Source organism: Microbacterium daqui (assembly GCF_050408675.1).
Taxonomy (GTDB): Bacteria; Actinomycetota; Actinomycetes; order Actinomycetales; family Microbacteriaceae; genus Microbacterium.
Genome location: NZ_JBNTKF010000012.1, coordinates 21,691 through 37,684 on the forward strand (window position 1 = coordinate 21,691; position 15,994 = coordinate 37,684).

Genomic DNA, 15,994 nt, shown 5'->3' on the forward strand with positions numbered 1-15,994 from the left:
GCGCACTAGAGCGACGCCGGTGCCAGGCCCAACTGGATGGGTTGTGCACAACAAGAGCCACCGCTGACGGTTTCATCTGGCGCGTTGAACAGGCCTGAGCCGCCGCACACCCCCGTGTCTGGGAGTTCAAGATCAACGCGCTCTGCGGCCACGTGGTCGCCAGCAATCGCGGCAACCTCGATGACCTCTTCATCGAGACGGAACCACGGGGCAAGTAGGACAACATGTCTAGTTCTGAAGACGAGCGTGAGTGCACTCCGAACGTGCTGGCTTCGGCACCCAGCATCATCGGCCTCGGTGAGGTTCTCGAAGCCGTGCCCACCGCGAACGCACCGCAGGCGGCGCCAGAAGAGAAGCCGAAGCGCAAGGGGTGGTTCGGCCGTGGGGCGCGGAACCATCACACGGAGCGAGACGGAGCTACGCATGCGTATTGAGGCTGTCGAGAACCCTCTTGATGTCGTTGAGAAGGACGATGCGCGGTTCCGTCTCGTCCTATTCGCCGACGAAACGCTCGCGATGACCGCCTACGACATCGGCGATACATCGATCGAAAATGCTCTGGAAGTGGCGGAAAAGCTTTCGCACGGCCACCGCGTGATGTGGGCGCTAGCGCTCCTCGATGCCGCAGCCAATGATGGCCTCACCTGGATTTCCGGTATGAACTACACGCGTATGCCGACGACGGTCAGGCAATGGCAGCATCGCCGAACCATGCAGGACCGCTACCTGCTGGCGAAGAGCGGGTCTGCGGCCCCGAAGGTACTGCCGACGGGGCTACGCCTCATTCGGATGTTTGGCGAGTGGGGCGACTGCTGGGGCATTTGGGAAAGCTTCACCGACAATTACCCGTGTCACCCCAGTGCGCTCGGGCTGTCAACATCACTTGCCGCCGATTTACACGCGTGGAATGACGCGTATGGCGCTCGCTCGCTCGACGACCCCCTGCCGCGTACGTGGCGGCTGGAGGGCGAGCTTCTCTATGAGCGCCTGCAGGCCGAGATCGACGGTGTCGCTGAAGTGCGGCCCGAGTTCTTGTTCTGAGCCGCCCCACGGACGAATGGTTGGGGCAGCGCCGGAGCGCCGACCCCAACCATTCGATTAGGCGACAACCTTCTTCCACGCGCCGATGTGGGCGGCGGGGTAGAAGCCCAGCTCTTCGTTGATCGAGAGCATCGGACGATTTTCCTCCGCATTCCACGTGATGATGCGCGGTGAATCGGGAGCGATCTCGCGAAGCCGGAGGATGCCTGCCGATTTCACGAGCGCACCGAGACGGTGGCCACGGTGATCGCTCAGCACGAGAGTGTCGTTCTGGTGCGTGGTGAGCGTGTGATCCAACGGAATGTTGAGTTCGTTGAACGCGCACAGTTCACCAGTCACGCGGTGGCGAGCAGCCGTCACGAGCTGGGTGCGTTCGCCATCGAGAATGCGTGATTCCATTTTGCGGAGGCGCGCCTCATCCCACGACTCTTCGTCGAACTCCATGTCGGCGCTCGGCGCATCGGTCACCATTCGCTCTTTCATGAGGCAATAACCGGCGACGAACTCCGCGGGCGTCGGCAGCATCCACTGCACGACCTCGTAGGCCGACGCTGCAACGCGGGCTTCACGCCCGATACGGTCAACGGCCGACAGGTCTCCCTGCAGATCGAACAGGCTCTTGCGCTCCACCTGTTCGAGTGAATAGCCGTGTCGCAAGTAGAACCGCGCGATGTGGTCCTTCGGCACATAACCAAACCCGGTGGGCGGCTCGAGACGGGGGGCATCACTTGCCGGGTGTTCGGCCCACGACTGCAGTGACGTGCGGCCCGCGTCACAAGCAATCTGCTCCACGACGTCATACGCCGCGGTTCCGATGCCCTGACCCCACACGTCCTCAATGAGTTCGATACTCCAGAAAGCCACATGCGAGTCGCCCTCGAGCGGGAGGTCGACGCCGACGCGGCCGACGACAACCCCGTCGAGTTCGACGATCAGGAAGTGCCGCTTGGTGTATTCGTCCGCCCAGAAGTTTGGAAGCAACTCTGACGCGGTCATGAACTCGTCATCGGCGCCGGAGATCTCGCGGTAGATGCGGTTACGCACATCCACCATTGCGAGAAAGTCTCCGGCGTCGGTGGCGTCGACACTGGTCGGGATGACATAGGGGCGAATCGTGGGGCCGGCAGTTTTCGTGTTTGTGTTCATGGTTCTCCTTAGACCCGCACGAGGTGCAGGTAGTGCTCCGTGCGGGCAACGAGCTCACGGCGTTCGCGGTCCTCGCGAAGGCGGAGTTGCTCGGCGCGAGCAGTGTGGTTGATGGGCGCCGGGACATGAGCGAGAAGCCAGATGGCAACGCGCACAGATACGCGGCGGGTGATGGTGAGCTCGCGCAGGGGCGCGGTAGTTGTCGGCAAAGCCTGCAGATGGGCAGTTTCGTGCACATCGAGGCGACGCGAAACGAGAGTCGTAGACACGACCGATCCTTACGGTTGATGGGAGCGAAATGCTCGAAGCGGAACCATGGAGCAGGTTCCTGGAAGGGGTGACGAGAACGTCGGAGCGCACGAATTCAGAACGTGCGCGGAGTGGCCGTAAACGGGGGCAGAGCCCTCTCGTGTTAGTGAGCCGAACGCGGTGCGAACCGACGAACGGGAGAGACCACTCCTGCAGATACAGGGGCCAATGCGGCGATGCCGGTGGTGTTCTTAATCATGGGTCTCTCCTTTCGTTCGTTGAACCGAAAAACGACATTAGCGCGATCTCTCAGCTTACGCAATACCCCGGGCGTGTCGCGCATGTTTCCGCGGGTTCTGCCGGGCTCGAGCGCGCCAATCCGATAACGTAATTGAGGCACTAACACCCGGGAGGACGAATGCACCTGAAGAGTGTCACGCTCAAAGGCTTTAAGTCGTTCGCTCAGCCGACCACTTTTGCTCTCGAACCAGGAGTTACCGCGATCGTCGGACCCAATGGTTCCGGCAAGTCCAACGTGGTCGATGCGCTCGCCTGGGTGATGGGGGAGCAGGGGGCGAAGACCCTCCGCGGCGGCAAGATGGAAGACGTCATCTTCGCCGGAACCTCGACTCGCGGTCCGTTGGGGCGTGCCGAAGTGCAACTCACGATCGATAACTCCGATGGCGCACTGCCGATCGAGTATGCCGAAGTCACGATCAGCCGCACGTTGTTTCGCAATGGTTCTAGTGAGTACGCCATCAACGGCGACACGGTGCGTTTGCTCGATGTACAGGAGCTGCTGAGCGACTCGGGCCTCGGTCGCGAAATGCACGTGATCGTCGGCCAGGGGCGCCTCGACACCGTGTTGCAAGCAACTCCAGAAGACCGGCGCGGTTTTATCGAAGAAGCCGCCGGAATTCTGAAGCACCGCCGGCGTAAAGAGAAGACTCTCCGCAAGCTCGAAGCGATGGAAGCAAACCTCACGCGCCTGAGTGACCTCGCGGGCGAGATTCGCCGCCAACTCAAGCCGCTCGGCAAGCAAGCCGAGATTGCGCGTGAAGCGGCAACCATTGCCGCGATGGTGCGTGACGCTAAGGCGCGCCTGTTCGCTGACGACCTGGTGACGTTGCGCGCCGCGCTGGCAGATCATGCGCAGACGGAACAAGAGCGCTCGGCCGAACGCATGGTGCTGCAAGACCAGGCGACAACCATGCGTACCCGCATGGAACACCTCGAACGCGCGCAGAACACTGAAGCCGTTGACCGCGCTCGCAGCGTGTTGTTCGCCCTCGAACAGGTGCAGGAGCGCCTTCGTGGCCTCTATAGCCTGGCCAATCAGCGTCTGTCGTTGCTGGGCGCCGAAGAAGACTCTGTCGGTACCCCGATCACGGTGACGCAGGCTGACGTCGATGAGGCGAAGAGCGAGATTGAGCGCATCTCCTCGGGCCTGGGCGAAGCGAAAGATCTCGCGGCCGAGGCCGTGAAAGAAACCATTCGCGCGCGTGCTGAACTTGATGCGCTTGACGTCGACATTGCCGAACAAAGCGCCCTCGTCAGCGAACACGACATGCGCATCACGAAGCTCCGTGGCAAGGCCGACGCGGCAGGCTCTGCGCTCGCGGCAGTGCGCGGCGCCGTTCTGCGTCAACAGAACGCGATGGACGCCGCCGAAGCGCGACGTATCGAAGCCGCGGAAGCCGCCGAGCTTCTGGAAGACGCCGAAGCTCCCGATGGCTCTACCGCGGAGCACACCGCCCGCTACGAAGCTGCTCAAAAGGCAACGTCAGCCGCTGAAGCTGACCTCGAAGGCTTGCGCGACCGGCTCCACGCCGCAGAGCGTGAAAAAGACTCGTTGACGGCTAAAGCTTCGGCGCTCGGCTCGGCCCTCGCTGTGCGTGGCGGTGCGGCTGCCTTGGCATCACGCGGCGGACACGGCGTCGTGGGCATCGTGGCTGACAGCATGAAGGTCAAGGCCGGTTTTGAGGCCGCCATCGCCGCTGTGCTCGGTGGTGTCTCTGAGGGCCTCCTCGTGCACTCGACGCCTGATGCGATCACGGCGGTTGAACAGGCACGCTCCGAGTCGCTCGGTGTTGTCGACATCGTGATCGCCGACGCTCCCGTTGCGACACCCACATTGCCGAAGGCCAAGGGCATCACGCACGCTCTCGACGTGGTCAAAGCGCCCGACGGTATTCGTGGCTTGCTCGCCTACGTCGTCATCGCTGAAGACCTCGACGCGGCACTTGCTGCGAGCGGTGCTTTCGAAGCCAGCGTGACCGGATTCCCCGTCACGATCGTGACGCGCGGCGGAGCGGTCTGCACTGAGCACATGATCCGTGCTGGTAGCGGCGAGACATCGCGACTGGAGCTCGCCGCAGAACGCGATGCCGCCGTCGATCGCCTTTCTGAAGTCACCGTGATCGTCGACGCACTGCGCGAAGGTCTCGAAGACGCGAAAGACGTCGTCGAGAAGGCACGCCGTCGCGCGAAGGAGAGCCTGCAAACGCTGCGTGAGTTTGATGCCGCGGTGGCCACGCACGCTGAGCACGTGAACCGCATCACGATGCGCCACGAAGCTGCTGTGGCTGAAACAGAGCGCCTTCAGGCTGGGCTCTCGCAAGCACAATCAGCCGTAGCAGACGCTGAGGCGAAGGCAAGCGCTGCGACAAACGAGCTCAACGGTGCCCTCGAAGCACCGCGCCCCATTCTCGACGCGTCAGCCCGTGATGGTCTGCTGGCGTCTCTCGACGAAGCGCGTGAGACCGAAGTGCGCACTCGACTCGAAGTCGAGACCCTGCGCGAACGTGTGCGGGCGGCCGAAAGCCGCGTCGTGAACCTCGAGAACCAGCGTGAGCGTGAGCGCGAGGCCGCTGCCGAAGCGGCTCGCCGCGCGGTCATTCGTCGCGCACAGCGGGATGCTGCCCAAGGCGTCGCGAGCGAACTGCCCGACGTGCTCGACTCCGTCGACCGTTCCGTTTCGGAGGCTCGCGTTGCGTTGGCGACGGCAGAAGCGGAACGCGCCGCGCAGTCACAAGAACTGGTCGAGATTCGTGCGCAAGAGAAGGCGCTGCGGGATCGCCTGAGCACGCTCACCGAAAGCGTGCACGGAATCGAACTGCAGATGCACGAGAAGCGCCTCCACGTCACGAGTCTGCTGGAGCGTGTGCACAGCGAACTGAGCCTCAGCGAAGAGATTCTCGTTGCCGAGTACGGCCCCGAGACCCTGGCACCGAGCGATGCCCCCGACGCCGAAGAAGGCATCGCGTTCGATCGCCGCCAGCAACAGCGACGCCTCCAAGAAGCCGAGCGCAAACTCAACCAGTTGGGCCGCGTCAACCCGTTGGCACTCGAAGAGTTCGCCGCGCTCGAACAGCGCCACTCGTTCTTGAGCGACCAGCTGCACGATCTCACTGAAACGCGCAAAGACCTTCTCGCGATTATCGAAGAGCTCGACGAGCGCATGCAGGTGATCTTTGCCGCAGCCTTCGAAGACACCAAGGTGGCCTTCGGTGAAGTCTTCCCGATTCTCTTCCCCGGCGGCACTGGTTCCATTTCCCTCACGAACCCCGACGACATGCTCAACACGGGTATCGAGATCTCGATTCGCCCGGTCGGTAAGAAGATTGAGCGACTGTCCCTCCTCTCCGGTGGCGAGCGCTCGCTTGCGGCCGTCGCGCTACTGACCGCCATCTTCAAGGCGCGCCCTAGCCCGTTCTACATTCTCGACGAGGTTGAAGCGGCGCTTGACGACGCGAACCTCGGCCGCCTGCTCGGCGTCTTCGAGCAGCTCCGTGCATCGTCGCAGCTCATCGTGATTACGCACCAAAAGCGCACGATGGAAATCGCCGATGCGCTCTACGGTGTCTCGATGCGCCAGGACGGCGTTTCGGCTGTCGTCGGCCAGCGCATCGTTCAGCCTGCCTGATCCCTCGGTAGGCTGGAGTCATGGCGGAAAGCAAGTGGTCACTCGGTCGCGCACTGCGCGGCGTCTTCACCAAGCCCACGATCGATGAAACGACGTGGGAAGACATGGAGACGGCACTGCTGACCGCCGACTTCGGCCCCGACGTGACGGAGCGCATCATCGATGAGCTCCGCGAGAAGGTCGAGCGCTTCCGCACCACCGACCCGCGTGACCTCAAGCGCATGCTGGTTGAGACGTTGGAAGAGCACTTCGCGAAGTTCGACACGACGCTCAAACTCACCGAGCGCCCCGCCGTGGTTCTGGTCGTGGGTGTGAACGGCGTCGGTAAGACCACGACGATCGGCAAGTTCGCGAAGTTCCTGGTGCGCTACGGTCGGTCAATCGTCGTCGGTGCCGCTGACACGTTCCGTGCTGCTGCTGTCGATCAGCTCGCGACGTGGGCTGATCGCGCTGGCGTTGCCATCGTGAAGCCGCAGCAGGAGGGGCAAGACCCCGCGTCTGTCGCCTTCCAGACGATTGAGTACGCGCTGCAAAACGGAACCGAGATCGTCATTGTCGACACCGCCGGACGACTGCACACCAAGGGTGGGCTGATGGACGAGCTCGGCAAGATTCGCCGCGTCATCGAGAAGCAAGCACCGATTAGCGAGGTCTTGCTAGTACTCGACGCGACCACCGGACAGAACGGCGTGATGCAGGCCGAAGCGTTCTTGCAGCACGCTGGCGTCACCGGGCTGGTGCTCAGCAAGCTCGATGGTTCTGCGAAGGGCGGCTTCGTACTCGCCGTGCAGGAGCGCACCGGAATCCCGGTGAAGCTCCTCGGTCAGGGCGAGGGCATTGATGACCTCACCGGTTTCACCCCACACGTTTTCGCGAAGTCGCTCGTCGACTAATTCGCCTCCCGCGCGCGTGTCATTAAACGCGGGCGTGTGGCTCATTTCTAAGAGTTCCGCAGAGGGGTCTTTCCTCCGCGCGCAGAGACTGGTTGTATAGCGACATGGCGATTGAGCACGACTTCTTCGGACTCCTCGAATCTGGCCCCGACGGGTCGATCTTCTGGTCTGAAGCGCTCGAATTCGGCGATCAGTACGTCACGATCGACCTGACGGCGCCCGACCAAGACGACGTCTCTTCTGACGCGCTCGACGTTGCGGCCGCCATGATCCGCTCCCTCGAATCCATCGACCTCACGGCACGCGAGGCCATGATCTCTGAGCTCAGTGACCGCACCAGCGAAGTCACCGAGTTCCTCCTGCAACAGCAGGAAGACCTCGCCGAAACCTTGCACGACGTGCTGATCGAAATGTCTGGCGACGTTCACATTGACATGATTCGCTCGCTGCGCCTCATGAGCGTGACAATCCTGGCTGACGAGCACGGCGGCAAAGACCCGTTCTGCGTGCTCGAATATGCGCTGGATCCTGACGCCATGGACGACGTTCTCTTCGTCAATCTCTCCAGCAGCGGTTCCATTCTTTCCGTCACCAGCGCCGAATAGGCGCTACACAGCCTGCGCGAACTCGTCTTTCTCGGCGAGGTGGCGCAGATTCTCCGGAATCTCGCGTTCCTTCGACACCATCGACCGCGCCCACAGGCGCCCCGCACGGTACGACGAACGCACGAGCGGGCCGGCCAGCACGCCGAGGAATCCGATACGCTCGGCCTCTTCACGCAGCGCGATGAACTGCTCGGGCTTAACCCAGCGGTCGATCGGCAAATGGCGTGGCGACGGGCGCAGGTACTGCGTCAACGTGAGGATGTCGCAACCGGCATCATGCAGGTCGTGCATCGCCTGCACAATCTCGTCGTCTGTCTCGCCCATGCCCAAAATCAGGTTGGACTTCGTGATGAGACCGGCATCGCGCGCCATCGTGAGCACGCCGAGCGAGCGTTCGTAGCGGAACGCGGGGCGGATGCGCTTGAAAACGCGCGGAACCGTCTCAACGTTGTGCGCGAAAACTTCGGGTCGTGAGTCAAAGACTTCGGCGAGCAGATCGGGGTTGCCCGAAAAGTCGGTCGCGAGAATCTCAACGCCGGTGCCGGGGTTCATGGCGTGAATCTGGCGCACCGTCTCCGCGTGAAGCCACGCGCCTTCGTCGGGCAGGTCGTCGCGGGCAACACCGGTCACGGTGGCGTAGCGCAGTTGCATGCGCACAACGCTCTCCGCGACGCGACGCGGCTCATCGCGATCGTATGCGGCGGGCTTACCGGTCGCGATCTGGCAGAAGTCGCAGCGGCGGGTGCATTCGGCGCCACCGATCAGGAAGGTGGCTTCGCGGTCTTCCCAGCACTCGTAAATGTTGGGGCACCCGGCCTCCTGGCACACCGTGTGCAGGTTTTCGTCTTTCACCAGGGCGCGGAGCGAGAGGTACTCGGGGCCGGTGCGGGCCTTGGTCTTGATCCACTCCGGCTTGCGCTCAATCGGTGTTTCGGCGTTGCGAACCTCGAGGCGGAGGAGCTTGCGGCCGTCGGGGGCGGTGGTGGTCATGCAAATACTCCTGAGAACTCACGCTCGAACGCGCGGGTGATGGTTTCGGCGAATGCTGCTGGGGAGAGGGTGACGCCCGTCTCACGTTCGATGGTCGTCACGCCAGCGTCGGCAATCCCGCACGGCACGATGTGGTTGAAGCCGTCGAGGGTGTTCGACACGTTGATCGCAAAGCCGTGCATCGTGACGCCGCGCTCGACGCGCACGCCGATCGCGGCGATCTTTTCTTCGCGACCGTTGTCGGCGAGCCACACTCCGCTGCGCCCGCGCACCGTGGTTCCGGCCACGCCAACTTCGGTGAGGGCGTCGATCATCATCGATTCCAGGCGGCGCACGTACGCCACGACGTCAACGGGGTCATCGAGACGCATGATCGGGTAGCCAACCAACTGCCCGGGCCCGTGCCACGTGATCTTGCCGCCGCGATCCACGTCGATAACCGGAGACCCGTCATCGGGCCGCTCTGATGGTTCCGTTCGCTTTCCTGCGGTGTACACGCTGGCGTGCTCCAGCAGAATCAGCGTGTTGGGGAAATCGCCAGCGACAACCTCGGCGTGTGTGCGCCGTTGCAGCTCCCATCCGGCGGTGTATTCGACGTAATCGGGGGCAAACCCCGCATGTAGAACGCGCATGACTCCTCATTGTTAGACTCGGTATAACAACTCCGGGAAGAAGGCTACACGACGAATCCTGGTGGGGGGTCTCGGCGCGCACAGTGCGCACATGGCGCCCCGCCCCATACGCTGGGGGCATGGAACCAGTGAGCAAGCAGGGACGCCCCAAAGCGTCGTCGAGAGAAACGCTCTCCGAAGCTGCCTGCGAGCTGTTTCTGGAAAAGGGGTATGACGCCACGAGCGTGAGTGACATCACCGCGCGCGCGGGGGTGAGCCGCAGTAGCTTCTTCAACTACTTCGCGGCCAAGAGCGACGTCATCTGGTCAGGCTTTGACGAGCGCCTCGAACGCCTCATTTCTGAACTGACCACGAGCGCGCGTGATGACGTTCGTGTTGATGTGCGCGACGCGATCGTGCGTTTCGCCGACGGATTCGCGCCCGATGCCCTTGCCCTCGTGATGTCGAACGCCGCCGCAATGGATGCTGAGGCGGATCTCGAGCGCGAAGGGTCGCTGCGCATGGTGCGCATGGCCGCTGCGCTTTCGTCGCGCTTCGCGCGCGCCCGAAGCGACGAATTGCACGCGGCAATTCTCGGCGCCGCCTATGCTGCCGCTGTGCTGTCAGCAACCCAGCGTTGGGCTCTTGATGGTTCCGGTCGTGCCCTCCTCAGCGACCGTCTGGGGCAGGCCGTCGCGGCCGTTGAAGCGCTCGTCGCATAGTCGCTCGCGTCGCTGTCAGCGGCACCGCCTCGTTCTCGCGTAAACTCGGATCATCATGGCTACATTTGGCACGCTGTCTGAGCGCCTCACTGAGACCTTCCGTAACCTCCGCACCAAGGGCAAGCTCACGCCCGCAGACGTTGACGGAACCGTTCGCGAGATTCGTCGCGCCCTGCTGGACGCCGACGTTGCGCTTGAGGTCGTCAAGGAGTTCACCGCGAAGATTCGCGAGCGTGCGCTGAGCGATGAGGTCAACCGCGCCCTTAACCCCGCGCAACAGGTCGTGCAGATCGTTAACGAGGAGCTCATTAGCATCCTCGGTGGTCAGCAGCGCCGCCTGGAGTTCGCGAAGATTCCGCCGACCGTCATCATGCTGGCGGGTCTGCAGGGTTCTGGTAAGACCACGTTCGCCGGAAAGCTCGCGAAAATGCTCGCGAAAGATGGCCACACGCCGCTGCTGATCGCAGCCGACCTGCAGCGTCCGAACGCCGTCGGCCAGCTGACGGTTGTCGCTGAGCGTGCAGGTGCCGCAATTTTTGCTCCGGAACCAGGCAACGGCGTTGGCAACCCGGTGAAGGTTTCACGCGACGGTATCGAATACGCCAAGCGCCACCAGCACGACATCGTCATCGTTGACACCGCCGGCCGCCTGGGTGTCGATGCTGAGCTCATGAAGCAGGCCGCTGACATCCGCAAGGAAGTTCAGCCCGACGAGGTACTCTTCGTCATCGACTCGATGATCGGTCAAGACGCCGTCAACACCGCCAAGGCCTTCCAGGAGGGTGTCGACTTCACTGGTGTCGTGCTGTCGAAGCTCGACGGTGACGCCCGCGGTGGTGCTGCGCTTTCGGTGGCAAGCGTCACCGGCCGCCCCATCATCTTCGCATCGACGGGTGAGGGCCTGGATGACCTCGAAGCCTTCCACCCCGACCGTATGGCCAGCCGTATCCTCGACCTCGGTGACATCCTCACACTGATCGAGCAGGCGCAGCAGGCGTTCGACGAGGAGGAAGCGCTCAAGGTTGCTGAAAAGCTCGCCAATGAGCAGTTCACCCTCGAAGACTTCCTTGAGCAGATGCAGCAGTTCAAGAAGATGGGCTCCATGAAGAAGATGCTGGGAATGCTTCCCGGCATGGGCAACATGAAGCAGCAGCTCGAAGACTTCGACGAGCGTGAGATCGACCGCACTGAGGCGATCATCCGCTCCATGACTCCTGCTGAGCGGCGCACGCCCAAGCTTCTCAATGGTTCCCGTCGTCTGCGCATCGCGCGTGGTTCCGGCTCCACCGTCACCGACGTCAACGCCCTCGTGCAGCGCTTCGAACAGGCCGCGAAGATGATGAAGACGGTCGCGCGTGGTGGCGTGCCCAACATCCCCGGTATGGGCCCGGTTCCTGGTGCTCGCCCCGGCGCTTCCGCGAAGCGCGGCAAGAAGGGTGCCAAGAAGCAGGCTCCGCGTTCCGGAAACCCGGCAAAGCGCGCAGCGGAGGCCGCTGGCCTCGCGCAGGCCAACGCGCAGCCGACCGGCTCCGGTTTCGGACTCGGTGGCGCCAGCAAGGTGCCCACCGAAGCAGACCTCGCCGAGATTCAGAAACTCCTCGGCAAGAACTAATATGCTCTGATTCCTGGGAAAGTACGACACGAGGACGCTCTGAGGGCGCCGCTGGTCGAAACTCCCGCTGGAGTCTGGCAGAATAGAACCTCGGATCACGCTCTCGACCCTCTATCCAGGGCGGCGATCCACCCTAGAGCTTCCGCCGGGTGTGCACCCCACGCTCCGGGCGACCAGTTCGTCTTCCTCAAACACATCTCTGGAGAATCGTGTCTGTCAAGATTCGTCTCAAGCGCATGGGCAAGATCCGTGCGCCTTACTACCGCATCGTTGTCGCTGACTCGCGCACCAAGCGCGATGGCCGCGTCATCGAAGAAATCGGCAAGTACCACCCGACCGAGCAGCCTTCGTTCATCGAGGTCAACTCGGAGCGTGCACAGTACTGGCTGTCTGTCGGCGCTCAGCCGACCGAGCAGGTCCTCGTGCTCCTGAAGCTCACGGGCGACTGGGGCAAGTTCAAGGGCGACAAGGACGCTAAGTCGACCGTTCAGGTTGCTGGCGAAAAGGTTGCTTTCGAGGCTGACACCGCTAAGAAGTCGGTTGTCAAGCCCAAGGCTGAGAAGAAGGCTGAAGCTCCCGCTGAGGAAGCTCCCGCCGCTGACGCTGACGCTGTAGAGGCCCCCGAGGCCGCAGCAGACGCCGAGTAATCGTCGTGCTGGCTGCCGCGCTCGAGCACATCGTCAAGGGGATCGTCGATCACCCAGATGAGGTGCGTATCAACGCCTCAACGTCGTCGCGAGGAGACCTCCTCGAGGTGCATGTGCACCCTGACGACCGGGGCCGCGTAATCGGGCGCGGCGGCCGCACCGCGAAAGCGCTACGGACGCTCATTTCCGCACTGGCCGACAACCGTCGCGTTCGCGTCGACGTTGCAGACGACTGATGTCTGAGGGTCAGAAAAACCAGCTTCGCGTCGGCCGCCTTGTCAAGGCACATGGCCTGAAGGGCGCCTTCAAGCTCGAGCTGTACACCGACAATCCCGACGGACGCTTCGTTCCGGGTGCTGTCTTCACTCTTCAGGTGCCGGAGTCTTCGCCGTGGCACGGCAAGACCGTCACCGTTCGCGAGTTCCGCTGGATGAACTCTCACGCCGTCCTCTTCCTTGAGGGCGTTGATGACCGCAACACCGCGGACGAACTCGTACGCGCCATCCTGTGGATGGACGACTCGCAAGACGAGCAGGAAGACGACGCGTGGTACGACCACCAACTCGTCGGTCTCGACGTAGTGCGCGACGGCGCCGTTATCGGCCGCGTCGCCCGCCTCGAGCACATGCCCGCGCAAGACCTTCTCATCGTGAAGGTCGATGACCGCGAGGTTATGGTTCCGTTCGTGACGGCGATCGTTCCCGAGGTCAACATTGCCGAGGGTCGCGTCACCGTAACGCCGCCGACCGGCCTGTTCGAAGAGTCGGATGACGACGCCCAGCCTGAGGCTGGCGACTCCGACGACGCACCCACCGAGGCGTAATCATGCGGATCGACGTCGTTTCGATCTTCCCGTCGTTCTTCGACGTTCTTGACGTGTCTCTGCTCGGCAAGGCTCGCGCTGCCGGCATTATTGACGTGCGCGTTCACGACCTGCGGGACTGGACGTATGACCGTCACCGCACCGTCGACGACACCCCGTACGGTGGCGGCGCTGGCATGGTTATGAAGCCGGAACCGTGGGGCGAGGCGCTTGACGCTATCGTCGCAGACTCCACCGTACGCCCGACCTTTATTTTTCCGTCGCCTGCCGGTGAGGTTTTCACACAGGCAAAGGCCCGCGAACTCGCAATCGACGAGCACCTCGTGTTCGCTTGCGGTCGCTACGAGGGCATCGATGAGCGTGTGTTCAACTACGCAGCTGAACTCGGTGCCGTGCGCCTCATGAGCCTCGGCGACTACGTGCTCAACGGCGGCGAAGTCGCATCGATGGCCATGATCGAGGCGATCGGCCGCCTCATCCCCGGCGTCGTCGGCAACCCCGACAGCCTCGTTGAAGAGTCGCACGAAGACGGCCTCCTTGAGTACCCGTCGTACACGAAGCCGTCTGTATGGCGCGACCGGGAGGTTCCGCCGATCCTCCTGAGCGGCAACCACGGCGCTATCGCCACGTGGCGTCACGAACAGCAGGTGGAGCGCACGCGCGAGCGTCGCCCCGACCTTCTGAACGACTAAAACCTTCTTCTCCCTACGGAGAAACGACGAAGCGGAACCATGCAGCGGCTAGCAGCGCATGGTTCCGCTTCGTATTTGCTTTAGTCGACGCCCAAGAAGGAGCGGTCGGTGAGCACAATCGGGCCGTCGTCGGTCATCGCGACGGTGTGCTCGCAGTGTGCACCGCGCGAGCCGTCGGCGGAGCGGAGCGTCCAGCCGTCCTGATCGGTGTAAATCTCGTCGGTGGTCTGCAAGAACCACGGCTCAAGCGCGAGCACGAGGCCGGCACGCAGCGGGTATCCACGCCCAGCCTTACCCTTGTTGGCGACGTGCGGGTCACCGTGCATCGTGCGGCCAACGCCGTGGCCACCGAAGTCGGTGTTGACGCTGAGACCTTCGGCGGCTGCGATTGCGCCGACAGCTGCGGAAATGTCGCCGATGCGGTTCGTGGTCTGCGACGCCTCGATCGCGGCAGCCAGGGCGCGCTGCGTCGTGTCGATGAGCTTGAGGTCTTCGTCGCGGGGCGTGCCGACGATGAATGAGATCGCGGAGTCAGCCACCCAGCCGTCGACTGAGACAGCAAAGTCGAGGCTCACGAGGTCGCCATCGCGCAGCACATAGTCGTGGGGGAGACCGTGCAACACGGCGTCGTTGATCGACGTGCAGATGACCTTGCCGAAGGGGCTCGCACCAAACGAGGGGTGGTAGTCGATGTAGCAAGACTCAGCGCCCGCCTTGCGAATCATTTCGTGCGCGCGCTTGTCGATGCTGAGAAGGTTGGTGCCCACCTTCGTCTCGTCCCGAAGGGTCGCAAGGACCTCGGCTACGAAGCGTCCCGCAGGACGCATCTGCTCAATCTCAGCTGGCGTGCGCAATTCGATCATGGTTCCATTCTCTCGCGTAAATGGGGGAGCCGAAGACTGTTCGGCATTACTCACACCCTTCGCACTGAAATACGGCGTACCATCGCGGTATGGCACTTCGGCAAGCTTTCTATCGGTGGCTTCTCCCGGCGGCCTTCGTGCTGCCGTTGTGGCTCCTGGTTGGTTACATGGTTTTCCAGGCCAATGTGTGGACCATTTTCTGGCTCCTCTTCTTGGCCATGCCCGCCGTTTTCATCGGGCAGCTGATCTTCACCCTGATGGTGCGCTCGCGTACGTCGGTGCGTCGCAACAAAGCGGTTTCGACCCTGGATATTGCGGCCTTCGGAACCTGGCACGTGCTGACAATCCTGACCGGGTTGTACTCGGAGTGGTTCTGGCTGTTCCTGACGCTCGCGATTATTGCCGGCATTGGCGTCTTCGTTTCCTGCATGTGGCAGCTGTGGCAAGAAGCGACCGGTGCGCGCTACGAGACGCCGGTCGACGGTGTCTTTCCCCGCGCCCGCCCATCGGCACCTCCGTCGGCACCGCCGACTGGTTCCGCTGGCGACGTTTTTATCGTGACGGAAAAGCACGAATCCTAATTTCGCTTCGCCGCCGCGATATGGCAGAATAGAGAGCTGTGCCGTGACCATGCACGTTTCGACGTGCCCACGCAGGTGCTCTGCCTCAGGGGAGTATCCGGCCGCAAGGTGCACGATTCTTTAAATGAAAACCCCTTATGCAGGAGACCTGACGCGACTGCAGAATGCGATCTATCATGCAGATCCTTGACGCCGTTGATGCGGCATCGCTTCGCTCGGACATTCCCGAGTTCTTCCCCGGTGACACCGTAAAGGTTCACGTCAACATCACGGAAGGTTCGCGCTCGCGCGTTCAGATCTTCCAGGGTGTTGTTCTTGGCCGCTCTGGTGACGGCATTCGCGAGACGTTCTGCGTCCGCAAGATCAGCTTCCAGGTTGGCGTGGAGCGTACCTTCCCGGTGCACTCCCCGGTGATCGAGCGCATCGAGGTTGTTACCCGCGGTGACGTTCGTCGCGCCAAGCTGTACTACCTGCGCGAACTGCGCGGTAAGAAGGCAAAGATCAAGGAGAAGCGCGCCTAACTAAGCGCCTCTTCGAGAAAACCCCGCGGAACACTCCGTGGGGTTTTCTTATTCGCAGACGAGATGTGCCAGG

17 protein-coding genes and 1 pseudogene are annotated in these 15,994 nt (G+C 62.6%); 12 read left to right on the forward strand and 6 right to left on the reverse strand.

The features are described 5' to 3' along the window. Positions 1-5 precede the first annotated feature (5 nt). Positions 6-176: pseudogene (locus ACQUSY_RS08705) on the reverse strand (flavoprotein); the annotation flags it as partial. Between the two features lie 247 nt (positions 177-423). On the opposite strand from ACQUSY_RS08705, the gene ACQUSY_RS08710 reads away from it, so the two are divergent. Continuing rightward, positions 424-1,041 carry a hypothetical protein gene (locus ACQUSY_RS08710; protein ID WP_428904093.1) on the forward strand — a complete coding sequence of 206 codons (618 nt, stop codon included), beginning with the start codon at positions 424-426 and terminating at the stop codon, positions 1,039-1,041. Between the two features lie 57 nt (positions 1,042-1,098). Here ACQUSY_RS08710 and ACQUSY_RS08715 read toward each other — a convergent pair whose 3' ends face one another. Further along, a complete protein-coding gene (locus ACQUSY_RS08715; RefSeq protein ID WP_428904094.1) occupies positions 1,099-2,187 on the reverse strand; it encodes a GNAT family N-acetyltransferase in 1,089 nt (362 codons plus the stop codon). 8 nt (positions 2,188-2,195) lie between these two features. Further along, positions 2,196-2,456, reverse strand: coding sequence for a hypothetical protein (locus ACQUSY_RS08720; RefSeq protein ID WP_428904095.1), 261 nt, complete (start codon positions 2,454-2,456; stop codon positions 2,196-2,198). A 398-nt stretch (positions 2,457-2,854) separates the two neighbouring features. Here ACQUSY_RS08720 and smc point away from each other — a divergent pair, with 398 nt between their 5' ends. The 3 genes from smc (at position 2,855) to ACQUSY_RS08735 (ending at position 7,859) form a co-directional block, all read left to right on the forward strand. Beyond that, complete coding sequence (smc, locus tag ACQUSY_RS08725; protein WP_428904096.1) at positions 2,855-6,361, forward strand: chromosome segregation protein SMC; 3,507 nt, start codon at positions 2,855-2,857, stop codon at positions 6,359-6,361. A gap of 20 nt (positions 6,362-6,381) precedes the next feature. Continuing rightward, positions 6,382-7,254 carry a signal recognition particle-docking protein FtsY gene (gene ftsY / locus ACQUSY_RS08730; RefSeq protein WP_428904097.1) on the forward strand — a complete coding sequence of 291 codons (873 nt, stop codon included), beginning with the start codon at positions 6,382-6,384 and terminating at the stop codon, positions 7,252-7,254. 104 nt (positions 7,255-7,358) lie between these two features. Further along, entirely contained in the window at positions 7,359-7,859 is a 501-nt protein-coding gene (locus tag ACQUSY_RS08735) for a DUF2004 domain-containing protein (RefSeq protein WP_428904098.1), read from the forward strand. Positions 7,860-7,862: 3 nt separating this feature from the next. Here ACQUSY_RS08735 and lipA read toward each other — a convergent pair whose 3' ends face one another. Then, on the reverse strand, positions 7,863-8,849 hold the full coding sequence (gene lipA, locus ACQUSY_RS08740; protein WP_428904099.1) for a lipoyl synthase: 987 nt from the start codon (positions 8,847-8,849) through the stop codon (positions 7,863-7,865). Next, a complete protein-coding gene (gene lipB / locus ACQUSY_RS08745; protein ID WP_428904100.1) occupies positions 8,846-9,481 on the reverse strand; it encodes a lipoyl(octanoyl) transferase LipB in 636 nt (211 codons plus the stop codon). The genes lipA and lipB overlap by 4 nt, the downstream gene beginning before the upstream one ends. Positions 9,482-9,600: 119 nt before the next feature. Here lipB and ACQUSY_RS08750 point away from each other — a divergent pair, with 119 nt between their 5' ends. The 6 genes from ACQUSY_RS08750 (at position 9,601) to trmD (ending at position 13,956) form a co-directional block, all read left to right on the forward strand. Continuing rightward, positions 9,601-10,182 carry a TetR/AcrR family transcriptional regulator gene (locus ACQUSY_RS08750; RefSeq protein ID WP_428904101.1) on the forward strand — a complete coding sequence of 194 codons (582 nt, stop codon included), beginning with the start codon at positions 9,601-9,603 and terminating at the stop codon, positions 10,180-10,182. Between the two features lie 55 nt (positions 10,183-10,237). Then, positions 10,238-11,794, forward strand: coding sequence for a signal recognition particle protein (ffh, locus tag ACQUSY_RS08755; protein ID WP_428904102.1), 1,557 nt, complete (start codon positions 10,238-10,240; stop codon positions 11,792-11,794). 209 nt (positions 11,795-12,003) lie between these two features. Beyond that, positions 12,004-12,441, forward strand: a complete 438-nt coding sequence (rpsP, locus tag ACQUSY_RS08760; RefSeq protein ID WP_428904103.1) for a 30S ribosomal protein S16 — start codon at positions 12,004-12,006, stop codon at positions 12,439-12,441. 5 nt (positions 12,442-12,446) lie between these two features. Beyond that, complete coding sequence (locus ACQUSY_RS08765) at positions 12,447-12,677, forward strand: RNA-binding protein (protein WP_217337400.1); 231 nt, start codon at positions 12,447-12,449, stop codon at positions 12,675-12,677. Continuing rightward, positions 12,677-13,264, forward strand: coding sequence for a ribosome maturation factor RimM (gene rimM / locus ACQUSY_RS08770; protein WP_428904104.1), 588 nt, complete (start codon positions 12,677-12,679; stop codon positions 13,262-13,264). The genes ACQUSY_RS08765 and rimM overlap by 1 nt, the downstream gene beginning before the upstream one ends. 2 nt (positions 13,265-13,266) lie before the next feature. Next, positions 13,267-13,956 (forward strand): tRNA (guanosine(37)-N1)-methyltransferase TrmD, encoded by a 690-nt coding sequence (gene trmD, locus ACQUSY_RS08775; protein WP_428904105.1) that lies wholly within the window; start codon positions 13,267-13,269, stop codon positions 13,954-13,956. Positions 13,957-14,036: 80 nt separating this feature from the next. Here trmD and map read toward each other — a convergent pair whose 3' ends face one another. Beyond that, positions 14,037-14,819, reverse strand: a complete 783-nt coding sequence (map, locus tag ACQUSY_RS08780) for a type I methionyl aminopeptidase (RefSeq protein ID WP_428904106.1) — start codon at positions 14,817-14,819, stop codon at positions 14,037-14,039. 89 nt (positions 14,820-14,908) lie between these two features. On the opposite strand from map, the gene ACQUSY_RS08785 reads away from it, so the two are divergent. After that, positions 14,909-15,400 carry an MFS transporter permease gene (locus ACQUSY_RS08785; protein ID WP_428904107.1) on the forward strand — a complete coding sequence of 164 codons (492 nt, stop codon included), beginning with the start codon at positions 14,909-14,911 and terminating at the stop codon, positions 15,398-15,400. Positions 15,401-15,576: 176 nt separating this feature from the next. Beyond that, positions 15,577-15,921, forward strand: coding sequence for a 50S ribosomal protein L19 (gene rplS / locus ACQUSY_RS08790; RefSeq protein ID WP_428904108.1), 345 nt, complete (start codon positions 15,577-15,579; stop codon positions 15,919-15,921). Positions 15,922-15,994: the final 73 nt, after the last annotated feature.